The following is a 17,254-nucleotide window of genomic DNA, read 5'->3' as shown; positions in this document are numbered from 1 at the left end:
AATAGTTATCTACATTCTAAATTATGTAAAATATTAGTTGATGAAAAGGAATTTGCTCTTTGCTTTAATTGCTAATGCATTGTTTATATTACTATCATTAGATAATTCAAATGCTCAACAATGTCTATCTACAGGTGGCTGTACCAATTTTACCAGTCAATACCCATCTCAAGGGGCACCTTATTCAGCAACGTCTACTTGGCAAGTCTTAGTAAATCCGTCCACTGGCAGTCCTGCACTTATGAACGCAGGCAACTATACTTTGTTTAATGTGGTGGCCGGAAATACCTATGAGTGGACATATTGCGAGGCATATGGCGGGGTATCGACATCCTGGGACGCTCAGCTAACGCTGTTTAGCAACACGAATCTCACTACTCCGATATGTTTCTCTACCGATGCTTGCGGTACTAATGGAAATGCCCCTTATATTAGTTGGACGGCTTCATTTACAGGAACCGTGCGGTTGCTAACCACGCTTTATTCTGATGGAACAGGATGTAAGAGTAATGTCGGTGCCGCATCATACAACAAATTGGTTTATCGGCAAAAAACAACGGAGGCATGCACTACACCGGCGGCGCCATCGAGTGCTTTAGGTTTATCAACAGGGCAAACGTCAGCAAACTTATCTTGGAGCGCCGGGAATCCTCCAGGCAGTACCATTGTAACATATTACTGGGTTGTCGGAACGAGTCCTTCTGTTACTTATGGTAATGGAGTAGATCAGGGAACTACTCAGTCTTTGTCATTTTCGACGTCTAAATTGACCTGTGGTACTACATATTATCTAAGAGTCTATGCGAAAACGAGTTGCAATGACACGAGTTCTGGTTATACGACTTCACCCTCTTTCAAAACTACCGAATGTAGTTCCTCCGCTGTATATGGAATCGACATTCACAATAATAAAGTTACATCTTGGGCAAACGCTGCAAATACCGGTCAAATAAGATTTGCTTATATTAAAGCTACCGAAAGTACTTATATGCCATACGATAACTTTAATGAAAATGCACAGCTTGCTACTGATCAAAAAATTGTTGTAGGGGCTTATCATTTTGCTACACCTCTTTTTTCGCCCGAGTATTACCAGTCGAGTTATGAACACCAAAATACAGTTGAGCAGGAAGCAACAAACTTCGTAAACGCAGCGTACGTGTCATATCGATATGTTGGAAACGACTTTCTTCCTCCAGCTCTGGATGTTGAAGATCAGATCGTCAGCTTCTCACCATCAAATGGGTATTCTGGCAACATACTCGTGAATATTTTAACTGGGGAACGGTACTATTATAAATATGATTCGGCGACTCAAACCAACCAAAAAATATCATTGACAAAGGTACCTGTTTTTATGACTGCTGCTAAGTTGGCACAATGGATTCATGATTGGAGTACACAAGTTTTCAATCAGACCGGCCAAAGTGTAATGCCTGTAATTTATTGTAATAAATCGTATGCGGCGGCTCTTTATCCATATTATCAAAGCGGGCTGATAACTAATAAATTATGGATTGCGGATTATAAAACTGCAGGTCAGCCAGATATCTCCAGTTTTCCGAATTGGCCATGGATATTTCAGCAATATTCTGACAGTGGAACAGTGCCTGGTTTGTCCGGTGCCGTTGATATGGATTTTTTCAATGGCAATCTATCAGCATTGCACAATATTGGCAGTCAAATCCTTTCAGATTTAACCATAACTGCAAATACCCAAACAGTAATCCCGGCAAGCGTAAATTCTGGAAGTAGCATTACTGTTGGTTGCTCTGAAGATAATTCAGGTACAGTTCCAATTGGACCTAACGACGTTACTATTTGGCTATCTAATGACGCAGTCTTAAATACCAACAATGATATATATTTAGGGAAAATACCTTTCCCTGCTTTACCTGCAAATTCTAATAGTCTTTATTACACAAGTACTCTACAAATTCCTGCAAATATCGCATCTGGGAATTATTATGTATTTTTTTGGGCGGATGGAAATCAAGTTGTTGCCGAAAGCAATGAAGGAAATAATTTCGCATCACGAACACTTTCTATTACTGCTGGCCAATCCGCACTTCCAGATCTAATACCACAAAATGGGCAAGTAACTCCATCGCCAGTTTCCCCTGGACTACAGATAACCGTGTCCTGCGTAAACAAAAATCAAGGCAGTGCTAATGCAGGAGCTTCTGTAACGTCAGTGTGGCTTTCCGCAGACCAAAAATACGACGGCGCTCCAACAGACACGTATTTGGGCGAGATTCCTTTGCCTGCCATAAACTCTGGGCAAACAAGCAGTACGGTTTCGAAACAAATCACCATCCCCATCGGTCCTTATGCCGGCACTTGGTACATAATGTTTGGCGCGGATGGCGGAGGGGCTGTAAGTGAAAGCGATGAATCGAACAACCAACTTTTTGTTCCGGTTACTTTTAGTGGCAGTTCGGGATATCCATCAGCGCCGGTGCTTACCATTACCCCTGGATGCAACGGGACGTCAAGCCAAATTGCGCTGAACTGGACAGCTTCAACGAATGCTACCAGCTATGACATTTACCGCGATGGCGCACTCTACACGTCTGGAATTACCGGCACCCAGTTTCTCAATACGAGTGTGGCGGCGGGACAGTCGTACACGTATTACGTCTTAGCAAAGAACAGTTCAGGCAGTACCGCTTCCAATTCGCCCTCTGCCACAGCTTCGAACTGTTCAGCAGCCGTGCCAGGTGCAACAACTCTGACGGCGACCCCGGAGTGTAACGGAACGACCAGCCGCATACGGCTTAACTGGACGCAGTCAAGCAATGCGGCCTCCTACGACATATACCGCAATGGGATACTGTACGCGTCGGGCATTTCGGGAACTCAGTACGCGAATGAGGTGGTAACCGCCGGAACCTCGTATTCCTACTACGTAAAAGCTGTAAATAACTCGGGTTCCACCGCATCAAATACGACATCGGCCGTCGCACCAGATTGCTCCGGCGGTTGCGTGCTCTCGGTAGCGCCCACGGCGCTTACTAGTTCAGCAAATAACATACCGCCTGGTACCCCGATCACACTGGCTGTAAGCGGCGGCTCCCTGGGAACAAACGCGTCATGGTACCTGTGCTCGGGCACTTGCGGCGGCACGCCAGCCGGCTCCGGCCGAGGGGGCTCTTTTTCAGTAACGCCGACCGCAACTACAACCTATTTCGTCCAGGCAGTCGGAGCCTGCAACACAACCACGTGCGCTCAGGTAACCGTTAACGTGCTCAATAGCGACCCGAGAATTACCGCGTTCACTCCTACGAGCGGGATAGAGGGGACGGTGGTTACGATAACAGGCGCAAACCTGTCAAACACCTCCTCGGTAACTTTCGGCGGAACCCCTGCGGCATCCTATTCTATCGTTTCCCCGACGACCGTAACAGCGACCGTCGGCTCCGGCACGAGCGGTAATGTCGCTTTATCCGCGCCCTTAGCGACGGTCAGCCTTCCCGGTTTCACGTATGTGTACACGCTTCCACCAACTAATTTCAAACTGACGGCTACAGGCGCAGCATGCAGAGGAAGCTCTAGCGGATCCGTTAACATTATGGCGACAAGGAGCGAGAATTACGTCGCAACCGTTACAAGAGGCGGCCAAAGTACGCAGTATCCCTTCACTTCCACAACGACCATAGCGAACCTCCCCGCAGGATTGTACGCTATCTGCATAACAGTCGCCGGGCATCCTGAATTCAAGCAGTGCTTCGACGTTGCTGTTGACGAGCCAAAGGACTTGGCGGTCTATACTGCGGTTAATAGTCCGCTTAAAACCGTTACCGTTACCCTGGGCGGCGGAGATTTGTATCAGATCGAATTGAATGGAACAAAGTACGCAACGTCGAAAGAAACGATTACTTTGCCAGTAGTTAAAGGGGTTAACCAATTGAAAGTTACAACCGAAAAGCCATGTCAGGGAGTCTTTCAGCAAACCTTCACGGTATCGGACGGCATACGAATTTATCCTAACCCATTTGAGCGCAATCTGGCCATAAATGTAGGCTTAGACAAATCACCTACTGCGGGAGTGGAAATACGTAATATTAATGGGGGTGTGGTGTACAAGAAAGATATACCCAACAATGCCGGGATTGTCCTAATAAACGATCTTCCTGAGCTTCCGTTAGGCGTATACGTACTTAAACTTAAATTAAACACATCCGAATCGGAGTACAAAATACTAAGGCAATGAAAAGAGTAGTTGTGATATTTGCGGTTGCTATCGCAATTGCTGCATGTAAAAAGAGCAAGCCGGCTCCGCCTGCCCCCGCTGTGGAGCCCGACTATACTCCGTCAAAAACGGTATTGGTATTCCCCGCAAAGGACGAAGCATGTATTACGGGCGTATCGGTCTCCGACATGCAGAGCAGCGTTGTATTTAGTTGGAACAACACAATAAATGCAGAAAGCTATGTTTTATATGTTAAGAATCTTGAAACGGGAATAACAGCGGCCGCCATCGATGTTTTGGGCACGCAAAAGCAGGTTACCTTGTCAAAAAACACGCCATACTCCTGGTACGTTATCTCGAAATCTTCCAAGACAACTGCAACTACTCAAAGTGATGTTTGGAAGTTTTACAACTCGGGGGCAGGGGTAATCTCACATCCCCCATTTCCAGCGGATTTACTAACGCCCACGTTTGGACAAAGCATTTCTGCTGTATCAGGAAAAATAGGCCTTAGCTGGACGGGTGGAGACGTTGATAATGATATTTCGACGTATGACGTGTACTTTGGAATAAATAGTCAGCCATCACTATACCAAAGCAATGTATCCGTTAACACATTAAGCGGAATAAATGTGTCCTCAGGCACAACCTATTTTTGGAAAGTACTAACGCGGGATTCGAAAGGGAATACTTCAACATCCAGTACCTTCCAATTTACAGTGAACTAACCAATTAAGGACAATGTCTGAAAAGAAGAGGTAAGATAGCGATCTGTCTTAAGGAAGGGCCTACGGACGGAATAGCAACAAGGCGATATCCCATGTATTCTTAGCAACAAACGCAGTATTTAAGCCGTCCAATCCGTTAATATTTCATCAAGCGCAGTTGTTGCTACCGTTAAATCTGTGAGTATTTTTTGCCGAATACCAGTATCGGTGTAGGAGAACGGTTTTATCTGTACAGACAGTGTTAATTGCGGCTCTTGACCGGGCAATTTATGAATTGCAACAACAGCGTAATGCTGATTATCAATGTTGTTCAAATCATAAAAGACATATAGCGCGCAATATAAGAAAGGTGCACTGTCTAAATCGCCAGGATTGAGGCCAATAAAAAGTCCACTTACTTCACCTGTCGGGACAACTAAATCGTTTAAGGCTTGAATACCAAACCTATCGAAGTCGGATCGAATAGAGACCTCGTTAAGTCGACTACCGATACCGTGTGCCGCCAGTTGCTCCAAAATAGCTTGCCAACGCAATGTTAATTGCGACAACTGCGCAGTAATAAAGTTCACCGTTTCGTTATGTTGTTGCTTTATTTCATTGACCATTGTAGTTGCGCGAATGCGCGCCCTAATAGTATCCGATCCCAAAATTTTCGCTACGGCTGCGTCTGCTGATTGCGGAGAGTGTTCCATGAGCCAACTCTCTAAATAGGTAATAAATTCGTCAATTGAAGGTCTTCTTTTAGGGTCAACGTTGGTTGATGCTCTAATAATATCTTGCAATATAATCGACTTGCGAAGCGGCGCGGTAATATCCGCAAGAGATTGTTCAAACTCCCAATCTGTAACATTGAACAATTCTTTGCCCATGAGCAATGCAACGAGCATTCTCCCTAATGAGAATATATCACCAGGGCGATGGTCGGCCTCGTCCAACCGGCCTCGCAGATATTCAGGGGCACGATAATTAACAGCGCCTACTAACTCCGAGTTGGCCGTGTGGCGTTTTATTTCTCGATCCAGATCTATACATAATCCATAGTCGGAAACTAAAAAGTTATTTTCGGCATCAATGAGAATGTTGTCGGGTTTCAAATCCCTGTGCATAAATCCCTCGTCATGAAGTCTTTTTATAATGCTCGCTATGGACAGAATGGCGGCAACTGCCTTGGTGCCGTCATCACCTGCAAATTGACTTAACTTGTGGCTGAGGGTAGCGGGATAAAATGGCATCACGATATACGCAATGTCATCAATGGAAGTCATGCCCTCGCACTCCTTCATTCTTTCAGGCGGACTTTCAGTATATGCAATAACGGGTACAACGCCACTAATATGCTTAATCATTGGAATTATCCGCAATTCTTCAACAAACCGTTTGTATCGGCCCTCCTCTTTCAGTTTGCTGAATACCTTGATTACAGCGGGTGCTCCGTCTATGGTAGTAAGATAAATTTTACTATTGCCGCCAGCAACAGCCTTGCCATCTTTTTTGAGGGCTTTAACATCTTCAAAATGCTCAGCCAGTAGAGGTATAAACTTCTCACACATAACGGAAATATAGCGAAAATATAGCAGAGTTCAAAATTGGTTACTTTTTTAGGGAAGGGAAGTAATACTGCGGAAAATGCAAACGACAATGAACAATTTCCATCTCCATGTTTTCGGGTTCTCGGATAGCCCCGGAAGCATATCTGGCGGACGGGTCATCACGGAGTTTGCAGGAACAGTAACTCTTAAAGTAAAACGCCATCACTATGTTGATGGCGTTAATTTGATTGCATTAGTCAACCTCGATTATTAGACGGCTTTGGCAATCGGCCGCCTCTACTTCGGCGGATGGCCGGTCTTCGAATACGAGGATGCGACCGTCGGTGTCAGTTACGATGGCCGCGTACTCGGGGCCGCCGTAGAGTTCAGGGATGATGTAGCGCATGGTTTTTTGGCGCAGTATAAAGCAGAGAAAAGAAAGGTGCAAGATCGCGTGTCCCTCCGGCGACACGCCTGACTTGCAGGGAGCCCCTGACCCCTTAAACGCAAAAAGCCCGTAACTATTTGAGTTACGGGCGTTGCGGTTTGATGAGTTCCGGAACGTACGTGCCGGCATAGGAGGCTCGCTTTAGTTTACTCCCTTGCTTGAATGATCTCTACATAAAGTGGTGGATTATTACTACTTCTCAAAACCAAATAAAAACAAATCCAACCAAGCCGAACAGCATAAGAATGGCAAAAATAAAGCTGGCTGCTTTATTGTAATACATCGGATAATTTGAAGCCATTCGTTCTATTTGTCTGCTAAAAATAAAAGAAGCCAAGGCGTGATAGGCGATTAATGACAAAAAAAGCAGTTTAAAGATGAAAAAGGTCGATTGAAGCCTTACAATCACACAAAAATACGCCACGACAAACTCAAACAAAAACACAAAGGCCATGCCGACGGATTTCTGCTGGTAGCTAACCAAGTAGTTAAACGGCGAGTTCTTTACCATGGCATAGGAGGCTACGTTAAAGAACAGCACAACACGGATAAACAAATTTTCTTTTTCCATTCATCATTAATTTGTTAAATCTAATTAACTTTTCGCAATTGGCTTTTTTATAGTTCAATTTTGAGGCCTTAGAAAAGTAAAGAATGGCCATAGGGAAATTCTTCTTATACGTGCGTATGACACCCTTTTCATAATATGCGAAGCCGCTGGTCGTATTTTTTGAAATTAGACTATCTAATATTCCTTCAGCGCTGGTATACAGCCTCTCCTTGATAAGGTTGTTTATTCTTAACTCCATCGGAGGGGTAGCTTCTATGCCTTTGCTTTTTTGCGAGTACGCAAGATTCGCCTGGACTCCCAATATCACGGCAAGCGCCCAATAAACGCGTTTTACTTTCATTTTTTCTTCTCTAAGGATTTAAGGAACTTATCGACATATTCATGGTATAATTCATTGTCCCGCTCTGCTTTCAGCTTCCAGCCGAAATCCTTGGTAGCATCATACTGGGCAAGGTCGTAATTTATTTCGTCATAGTAATTTAAGGCCATTTGTGCCGTTCCCGATGACGTGTTTTCATAATAACTGTAGACCATGCTCGCTACGGCATAGGGGGTCGCGCCTCCAAAAGCAGCTGTAATCCCTTTTTCAATGAGAAACTCTTGAATGACGGAAATTGCTTGCGCCTTATTCCTCGTTTTGGAAATCTTGGCCCCCAAAATTAACCAATCCATTGCATCCCCATGCTTAAATATTGATGGCTTTATTTCGCTTCCTAAGCCATACACCGTTCCAATTCCATCCAAAACAGTGAAGTCAGGCTCATCTTCGATTGGTTTTATTTTGAAATTTACGGGCTTGGTGCCGTCTCGCGGCGCAGGCTTTATCTTTGAGGGAACTGGAGGTTTGCTTTTTCCCGTTCCCTTTCCTCCGTCATTTTGGCTCTGTCCCACTTGAAGCTGCCTTGCGATTTCCTGCGCTTCCGCTCCCTCATAATGCGCAGCAATAGGGTCTTCACTATCATCGCTAGCTGTTGGGCCCAATGAATTTAAAGCATAGTCCCGTTGTGACATTCCATCGGGATCAATATATCGTATTGGATTGTCCGATACATAACTATATGGGCTCCACCTTCTCCCCTGTTCTGCTAAAGGATCGATGGTGGTCCACCTCGCGATCACCGGATCGTAGAACCTTGCCCCGTAATCGTATTGGCCAGATTCAACCTGTAGCTCCTTTTCGTTGTAAAGATAGTTATTGGGCGGAGAACCTGGGCCGGTAGGGCTGGCATGTTGCATACCAAAAGGAAAATAATCGTCTCGTTGCACTATCCGGGCGTATCCCAAGGACGTATCGAATGTTACCCGGGTGTTCCGTAAATTATCTGATAGATTGTACTCATAGTTGACGGAGCCGCCTAGGTTAATGACCCTGCCGTCCTCGGTCTGGGCAAAAATGGTTGAATTCTCGTAAACAATACCGTTATCGTAGTCTGTCGTGCCCACGCCAGGCGTTGAACTTTCCCTTTTTAGTTTCTTGCCCGTTGCGTCATAGGTGTAAGTTATGGTTTGGGTATTGTAGGGCATATTGGCAGTTTGCGGCAGGTTGAGGTAATTGTACGTGATATTCCGTCCGGTACGTCCATCGTGGTCGGGGTTGCCGTTTTCGTCATAATGGTACGCGCTTCCGGTAAGGCCTGTAACGGTTTGCAACTGGTTGCCGAGATAGCTGTAAACATAGTTACCCGTGGTAGACGCGACGGGGTCTACTCTCTTTAACTTGATTATGTTGCCAAGGTAGTCGTATTCTATGCCCTGCGTGGTAGGGCCCTGTTCGCTGAACCCCGTATTGGTAATGCCCGAAATAATGCGATTCAGCGCATCGTAATTGTAAGAGTAGTGCTTGTCGAGGTTGCCCGGCAAACCCCAGTATTGATTGCCAATGTTGCCGTTAAATTGGGCTGCGGCACCGTCGTCCGCGTCGTTATACTTTAACCGCATCGCAAACAGCCCGGCGTTGCTGCCCTGTAACCAGCCGCGCTCATTGTAAGAGTATTTCACGTCCTGAAAAAATGAGGTCCCGCCAAATGGTTTATATAGATGCTTGGTAAACAGTTGGCCAGTTTCGTTATAGTCCAGTTGGTTAAGTACGATCATGTCTGCGCCGCTGCCTGTTTGCTGCTTGGTTTGGGTCTTACGGCCCAAATGGTCATAAAGATATTGATTGGTGATCGCAAAGTTAGTTAGACTGCTGCCGCTCCTGACGCTGTTGTGCGTGCGCACAATTTGAGTTGGTTGGCCGGTAAAGTTGTATACGCTCACAATGCGGTCGGTTCCACCAATGTTGTTTTGCGCAATTACCTCTAGTGGGCGCCCCTTATCGTCGTAATAGTTAACGGTCAAAAGCATGCTGCCTGAAACAAGGTTCCGCACTTTTTTCCCGGTCAAAAGCCCTGTTGCTTTGGCTCCAGGACTGACTGTGGGTCCATACCCTGTTGTTGAACTCCCCGGAAAATCGTAGTTGTCATAGTAATTGACCGTATACAGCATGTTCCAACTGGTTGGCCAGCTGCCTCCGGTCGTATAGCCATCTGTATAACCACTATTCGGGGTTTCCCAATTGACTGCTTGCGTAATAATATCGTTGGTAATTTGCTGATGACCGCGGGTGTCCGTCAATTCGCCGGTCATGATTACACGTCCTTGGGCGTCATACTTCGTAAAAGTATATTTATTACTACCCCGCTGCACAGCATCCTGTGTCGCAACCACCTGATCTGTATTGTTATAGACCAAATGTTCCCATCCTTTGTTGGGCATTTTCCTCTCAGTTAGCCTGCTTCGATTGTCATAATGGTATGCGTAGATATAATTGTTAAAGATGGCGTCGGTAGAGGCTTCAGTAAAGCTGGTAGGATATGTTTCTCGGTCGGGGATTGGCGGTATCACATAAGTCAGGTTGTTATAGTCGTCATAGACATAGTAGGTGCTCAAATAAACGCCGATACCCAATTGCACCTTTTTGCAGACAACATTCCCAATCTTGTCTGTAAAAGCAATCGTATTGTTACCGTTCTCATCTGTGGTGATCGTTTTATGTAGTTGACCTGCTACGTATCTTGAACTACTGTTGGTCGTAGCGCCTCCACTCGTGTTAATTGCCCATAGCAGGACCTTGTTCAACTCGTCGGCGTCAGTATTGAGACCGTATTGCATTCTAACCGTATGTCCGCTGCCAGTAACGCCGCTGGTGCTTAACTGCCACGCATCGCCCGGCGCCCCCTGTTCCACGGCCCTGCTTAGCGGCGAAGCCTCAAATCTTGTTTGGGCATAAGGATAGGGGATATTCACCACGCCGATGGGGGTGCCGCTCCCGTCCAGTTGCTGGGTGCCGCTGGTCGCACCTGTCGGGTTGTAAAAATGGTCTACGCCATATCCGCTTGTCAATGCGTTTGAGCGGTACGATAGCGCGTCGCCCGCGGCTGTCGTATAGGGCAGGTATTTCTTTACCTCCCGGCCATACTCGTCGTAGGCTATTGGTTGTATCAGATCCTTTGTGCCATCGCCGTTGCCTTTCAGCTCCACACTTTGCATCGGCCTGCCCAGGCCGTCGAAGTAAGTGATGGACTGGTTCACGTTGCCCACGCTGCTGCTGGCCAGCAGGGTATTGTCGCTGATCTCCGTCCTGGGCGTATAGGTTAGGATGAAGTTCTCGTTGCTGGGGCTGGAAATGCCCGTGCCAGTGCTAATGGTTACAGTGGTAGTACCCCCGCCCGAACTGTTGTAGGCGGTAACGGTATAGACGGTCGGGGTGGTCATGGCCGTCGGCGTACCGCTAATGATGCCCGTGGCATTGTCGAAGACCAGGCCGGCCGGCAAAGCGGGACTTATGCTATAGGGTGTTACCACCACTTTCCGGATCATGTTGTTGTTATAATCCGCCACGAACAGGCTGCCGGTGGTCTGGTCGTAAGCCACGCCGCAGGGCAGGTAAAAGCTGGATGAAGAGCCACTGCCGTTGGATGAGCCGCTGGAACCTGTACCGGCCACAGTGGTAACCACGCCGGCCGGCGTGATCTTGCGGATTTGCTGATTGTTCTCGTCGCCCACATATACGTTGCCGCTGCCATCCACCGCGATGCCGGCGGGGTGGTTGAAGGTGGCGCCGTTACCCGTGCCGTTCGAGGATCCGGCATAACCCGCGCCCGCGAATATGCTGGTGGTGCCTGATGGCGTGATCTTATAGATTGTATGATAGTTCGCGTCGGCCACGTAAACATATCCTGCCGCGTCGCAGGCTACGTCCAGCACCGTACCGAAGCCCGAAGCCAGGGTAGTTACATCGCCCGATGGCGTGATCTTCCTTACCGCCCCGTTGTTCAGGTCGGCCACGTACAGGTTGCCCGCCGCGTCCGAGCATATTCCGAAGGGATAACTGAAGCGCGCCGATGCGCCGTTGGCATTCGTAAAGCCCGAAGTGGTGCTGCCGGCGAAGGTGGTAACCACGCCGGACGGGGTAACCTTGCGCACCATATTGTTCCACTCATCGGCTACGTACAGGTTACCCGATCCGTCGAGCGCTATGTCGTTCGGCAAAGCGAAGCTGGCGCTTGTTCCCGTGCCATTGGCAAAGGTTGAGCTGGTGCTGCCCGCCAGCAATGTTACTACGCCGGATGGCGTGATCTTGCGGATGTTATAGTTCAGGCGGTCGGCCACGTATACGTTACCCGAGGCGTCGGCCACCACCCCGATGGGGTGATTAAACGTCGCGCCCGTACCCGTGCCGTTGGATGAGCCAACAGAGCCGCTGCCTGCAAAAGTGCTGGTTTGGCCCATGGTAAATACCGTACCGCTAACCGTAGGGCTTAACGGCGAGATCGCCGCTCCGATGGTATAAGATTGCGACCCTGCGTAGGAAATAGTGGGTACCTGCGCGGATGCCTGGCGGGTGCTGAAGATCAACAGAACTAAAGACATCCCGTATTTGATAAGATTATTGGTTTTCATAAGGCAGGTTAGTTGACTTTTGGGATACGTTTAACACTATCTTTTGCCGAGGCTTTGATCGCCTGCCGGTGAGGAACGCGGTTCAGCTGCGTCTCCTGGCGCTTCGCCACTTCCGCCAAATGCGCCTTTTGCTTCGGCGACAGGTCGCCGATGGCTTGCTTGAACTTAGTCTTCTCTGCCGGGGTAATCAGGGAATCTACTCTGCGCTGCCGCTCCATTACCAGGTGTTGAAGGCGCAGGCGCTTCTCTGAAACGCTCATGCTGCTGTCCCGCATCAGCCGGCGCACTTCGTCGTGCTTGTAGTTGAGAGCCGCCCTGATCTGTTCCGCCCGGCCTTTGCTTACCGACATCGCTGCCGCCAGCTTCGCTGAAGAGGTGTCTTTAATGTTTTTTTGCTGCCCCTGCTGCGCGGCCGCCGTTAAGCACGATAGCATAAGGCATATTGCCGCTGTTATTTTATATGGATTGAATAGGTTTGTTCTCATGGGTATAGGTTTAAATGTAAACAAAGGTTACCGGAATGTAGCTGCTGCCGGAATGCACAACGACGTCGTATGAATAATCGTAATAGCTGTAGCTGTAATAAGACCCGTTATCGAAATCCGTATAGTCATACAGGCTAAGCGTGCCCAGGTAATAAGACCAATTGCTGTCCGGGGCATTGTAGTCCGTGGTGCTGGAATAGCTGCCGCTGCTGTAATTGACATTGTATTGGGTCGTCATGGTTACCGATACCGTCATCGCTGAACTGAGGTTAACCGGGTTCAAACAAGCCGCGTCGCTGTAAAAGCGGATGTACACATCGCCGTAGCCGGAAGTATAAGAATACTCGTAATCGCCTGAAAACGTGCTGTATGTATTAGCGATCTCGATGCGTGCATAAATCTGTGTCGGCCCCGAGCCCGATGATCCCGGCGTGTAGCAATTGGTTTGCTGGCCCTTGTAGTTATAGCAAAAGGCTTTTACGATGTTGTTGTCCTTGTCCCTGATGAAGCGCAGGCGTTGGAAGTCGTCGTATTCGTAGTAGGTTGCGGTCCCCTTGGCGTCTGTCGCGCTTGTCATCCCCACTAAAGGCTTGTATGTATAGGACATCACCTGCGCATTCGGCAGGTTGGCGGTGTTGCGTAACAAGGCAACAAAGCCATTGACCTGCGCGTCGGTGGGTGTGGGGTTGTTTTTTAAATTATCGATGACCGTTTGCCCGCCTACCGCCGTTACGATGGCGCTGTAATCGGCGTTGGTTACCTGCGCGATGGGGTACGCGCCGCCGTAGCTGTAGAAGTAACTCGTTTTGGGACCGTTCGCTTTGCTGACGCTCGCAATATTCGCCTGGTCGTCATAGGCGAGGTACTGTATGCGCGGCTCGGCGCCGAACCCTGCTCTTTGTGTTTCAACGTATTGCGGCACTATGATGCTCGTCGGGGTGCTACTCCATGAATTTCCGCCCCAAAAGTTATAATAGGTCTTTGAACTTTCCAGGTATGTCGTGGCGCTGCTTTTGATTTTATATTTTTTCTGCTCGATCGGGGTGCTAATCTGGTTTTTGGCGATCAGCTGGTCGTATACAGACGTGCCAGCGTAATCGTGGGGATACGTGATATCCGTCCGCCACGTTTCGCCGGCGCTGCCTGATACAGATTTCGACGTGGGAAAAAGGTGCGAGGAGGATGCGAACGCAGTGCTTTCCGTAGTGGTTATGGAATTGTTGTCGTCATCGGTTTCGGTGGTTGATATGCCCGTCAGGCTCCTTGAGCCGACCTCTATCGGTACGTCAAAGTAGGTGAAGTACTGCTGATAGGTCGCGCCCGGCGTGTAGTTCTCGTAGCTGCATGGGTTGACAAGGGGATGTATCCGTTCTAGCTTCGTGCCGGAGATTACGGTGTTCACCCTGAAATCGGTGTAAGAATAGTTCTGCGTCCGCTTAGTGATGTATCCGGCAACTGGGTCGTATTTGTAGTCAGTAAGGATTTGCAACTGTCCCTTTCTCCAGGGGCATTCCTTGTAATATTGGTTCCCGTAGCGCGAAGACGGTACGCTGATGATAAAGTCGTTGTCTGCGGCGTACATGTAGCTCCGTTTCAGGTTGACCCCCGAGGCAATGCCGTCGGTGTACTCGTCTACGTATTGGTAGAGCGCCGGGCTGCCGTTAAAGGTAGCGTATGGCAGCAGCGTGTTCGACACCCACGTGCTCCAATTGGCGATGGACCATGTGCACGCTAGATTATAGACGATGGGTTCCCAGTCGTAGGAATTTATGCTAAACAGGTCAAAGTCCATCTGTAGCAGATTGTTGGCGTACTCGTACCGCTTCACCGTTGCGGTAGTGGTCGCGTCCGTTTTGGAAATGATGCGGTGGATGCGCAGCCCCGAGCCGGTAGACGGTGCGATCGCCGGTCCGTCGTTGAGCTGGTACTCGAACGAGGTCGAGCCGCCGGTCGGATAGGTGATCTTGGTGAGGGCGCAGGTTTTCGCATAGGTCAGGTCGGGCGTCCTGTTTGCCGGGCTGAAAGGGTAGCCGGGCACGGTCGTGATCAGGTGCTGGTTGGTCGTTATGCCGTTGTTGTAGCCCCAGTAGTCTTGCGCGTAGCAGAAGGGGTTGTTATTGGGGCCAAGGTCCTGCGTGTACGGCGGCATTGTCTGCGACTGGTCGTACTCGAAGGAATAGTTTTGTATGTTGCTCGACCCCGCGTCGTACACGGCCAGTTGGTCCAGCTTCATGCGATAGTTGTACTTGTCGTCTGCGGTTCCCGAGTAGAAGTATGAGTGCGTAAACTGGAATTTTCTCAGCGGAGCGGTCATGCCAGTCGCGTACACGCTGACGGCCGTCAGGCGGTTGTCCTGCATGTCCTTGCGGTCGGCCGCATAGTCGAAGCTCAAGTATCCGTTGTTGAAAACGATCTTCTTTAGCAGTACCGGGTTCGTATTGGTCTGGCTCCCGCTGTAGTTGACCGTAGGGTTTGAAGTCGTGGTTATCGACTGCGACTGTACGAAAGACACGTTCGGCGTACTCAAGGTTTGGTATTCGAACGTTATCACGTCGACATTGTCCGCAGATGCGATCTTGGTCAGCCACCAGGAAGAGACATACGGAGGGTCCATATCGGTATGGGAGTATTCCGGTTTTTCGAAGAAGTACTGCGTGCCGTCGTCGGCAATAACTTTGTAGGAAGTTGCGCTTACAGCGATAATCTTGCTGTCGGAATAGGTCGTCTTTACGATATTGAAGGCATTGTCATAGAAGAAATCGCCGGAAAGTTTTCCTCCGGCGGAATAAAAGTACTTGTCCGACTGTCCGTCCATAGTTCCCTCCGCTATCATTTTCAGGTGCTGCCATTCGCTGCCGTTTTGCGGCAGGGCGTCTATCTGCGCCTTTGTGAGGTAAGGGTAATTGAACATGCCATAAGAAGCATCGTTGTCCGGCTTGCCTACAACAGTTTTGGTCAGCACGCCGCCAGCAGAGAGCCGCCAGCCAAGGCCAACAACACTGGCGACGTCGCTTACCCGTATTCCAGAAGCGTGGTAAGTAATGGATACCGGCAGGCTCAGTTTGCCACTGTTGACCTGATAGAGGGGCACCTGGATGTCCGGCACCCCGGTGCTCGGGTCGACCGGTATCTCGCCGTACCGCATGAACGACTGCGCTTCGGGAGACGGCGGGATTACTTTTGTTACCGATGGGCTGGTCGTGCTCTGCGCACGGACCAGGCCGATATCCAGCAGCAGCGTCAGCAATAGCATTCGCAACGGGGATCTCATGAGGGCTCTTAACCCTGATAGGTGTTTCATATTAGGATAAGTGAATAGTTGTTTAATTTTCAAGCAGGTGTTATTGGTGGGTTGCAAATCCGGTACACAGCAGGTCGCCGCCCATTTCCGCAGACGTAATCTTATAGAAAAGAATTTCCGGCTCAGGTTTGTTACCGTGAATCTGGGATTTGGACAAAGAAAACGGTATGCGACTGTGGTTGAGCGGTGCGGTGATTGGATTTCATGTAATAAGATTGTGAAGGTTTTTGCGGTTTGTGTTTAATAAGTTTCAGTAATCGCTAGCTTGATGCAGTTTTTGCGGATCGGGATACTTTTTGCGCACGTGATATCGGGTAGTGCAACTGAAAAAATATTTTCATAGTGATAGGTTGTCTAAGTAACATTTAAGTGACACTAATGTAGTGGTTGTTTTTAACATTGCAAACACTTTAGGATATTATTAAAAACAATAATGTATTCTTCGTGCAGCGTGTTGCCTATAAAATGATATAATGATAGCCAAAACACGGCTTCCGGACGGTGTAAAAACGGGATTCGTAACGGTACGCTACAAATATCCGGACAACCGGAAACAAAAATGGTGGCACGATCGTGCCACCATGCGCGGGTGCGTTGAGCCCGCCGAGGCCGTCAGTGCGTGTAGGTGTCGCGCCTGTGGGCGTAGTCGTCGGGCGCGTATCCGGTCGGGGAGTACTGCAGCACCGAGGAGGTCAGCTGCGCGATGTCGTAGGTGTCGCCGCCGCCGCTCGCGCTCACGAAGGTAAGCTGCGACTGGTCGCCGGAGAGACGCCACCCCCTGACGCCGCTCGCGCTTCCCACGATCATCGTAACGGTCCCGTCGTCGCGGAACTCGAGGGTGGTGGGGTCGTAGTGCGCGACCTCTATCCAGGTGCCGTCCTTCTGCCGCTGCTCGGTCTTCCGGAGCGTCCACTTGCCTGAAGTCAGGAGCTTGGCCTTCGAGCCGTCGCCGTCCTTCTTGCAGGCGCCGATTGAAAGCGCTGCAAGCAGCAGCGCGACTTTCCAAAGGCCGCGGCGCGGCTTCGGCGGGATTTGTAATGTTCTTTCGTAATGCAT

Annotated in this window: 9 protein-coding genes; 2 read left to right on the top strand and 7 right to left on the bottom strand. The window is 49.0% G+C overall.

All coding sequences use genetic code 11. The features are described 5' to 3' along the window. Positions 1 to 40: 40 nt before the first annotated feature. Both HQ865_RS22745 and HQ865_RS22740 read left to right on the top strand, forming a co-directional pair. Entirely contained in the window at positions 41 to 4,213 is a 4,173-nt protein-coding gene (locus HQ865_RS22745) for a GH25 family lysozyme (RefSeq protein ID WP_173417111.1), read from the top strand. Beyond that, positions 4,210 to 4,920 carry a hypothetical protein gene (locus tag HQ865_RS22740; RefSeq protein ID WP_173417110.1) on the top strand — a complete coding sequence of 237 codons (711 nt, stop codon included), beginning with the start codon at positions 4,210 to 4,212 and terminating at the stop codon, positions 4,918 to 4,920. Before HQ865_RS22745 ends, HQ865_RS22740 begins: the two co-directional genes overlap by 4 nt. 119 nt (positions 4,921 to 5,039) lie before the next feature. Here the strand turns inward: HQ865_RS22740 and HQ865_RS22735 are convergent, their stop codons facing one another. The 7 genes from HQ865_RS22735 to HQ865_RS22705 all read right to left on the bottom strand — a co-directional run bounded on the left by HQ865_RS22735 (position 5,040) and on the right by HQ865_RS22705 (position 17,254). After that, positions 5,040 to 6,470: a serine/threonine protein kinase gene (locus tag HQ865_RS22735; protein ID WP_173417109.1), complete on the bottom strand. Its 1,431-nt coding sequence runs from the start codon at positions 6,468 to 6,470 to the stop codon at positions 5,040 to 5,042. Positions 6,471 to 6,702: 232 nt separating this feature from the next. Then, positions 6,703 to 6,855: a hypothetical protein gene (locus HQ865_RS22730; protein WP_173417108.1), complete on the bottom strand. Its 153-nt coding sequence runs from the start codon at positions 6,853 to 6,855 to the stop codon at positions 6,703 to 6,705. Between the two features lie 241 nt (positions 6,856 to 7,096). After that, positions 7,097 to 7,468 (bottom strand): hypothetical protein, encoded by a 372-nt coding sequence (locus HQ865_RS22725; protein WP_173417107.1) that lies wholly within the window; start codon positions 7,466 to 7,468, stop codon positions 7,097 to 7,099. A 336-nt stretch (positions 7,469 to 7,804) separates the two neighbouring features. Next, positions 7,805 to 12,412: a DUF6443 domain-containing protein gene (locus HQ865_RS22720; RefSeq protein ID WP_173417106.1), complete on the bottom strand. Its 4,608-nt coding sequence runs from the start codon at positions 12,410 to 12,412 to the stop codon at positions 7,805 to 7,807. An 8-nt stretch (positions 12,413 to 12,420) separates the two neighbouring features. Beyond that, positions 12,421 to 12,897 (bottom strand): hypothetical protein, encoded by a 477-nt coding sequence (locus HQ865_RS22715; protein ID WP_173417105.1) that lies wholly within the window; start codon positions 12,895 to 12,897, stop codon positions 12,421 to 12,423. A 10-nt stretch (positions 12,898 to 12,907) separates the two neighbouring features. Then, positions 12,908 to 16,198: an RHS repeat domain-containing protein gene (locus HQ865_RS22710; RefSeq protein ID WP_173417104.1), complete on the bottom strand. Its 3,291-nt coding sequence runs from the start codon at positions 16,196 to 16,198 to the stop codon at positions 12,908 to 12,910. 612 nt (positions 16,199 to 16,810) lie between these two features. Next, positions 16,811 to 17,254, bottom strand: a complete 444-nt coding sequence (locus HQ865_RS22705) for a hypothetical protein (protein WP_173417103.1) — start codon at positions 17,252 to 17,254, stop codon at positions 16,811 to 16,813.

This window comes from Mucilaginibacter mali (genome assembly GCF_013283875.1).
GTDB classification, from domain to species: Bacteria; Bacteroidota; Bacteroidia; order Sphingobacteriales; family Sphingobacteriaceae; genus Mucilaginibacter; species Mucilaginibacter mali.
The sequence above is the reverse complement of the archived record's forward strand: the minus strand, read 5'-3'. Positions and strand labels throughout refer to the sequence as shown.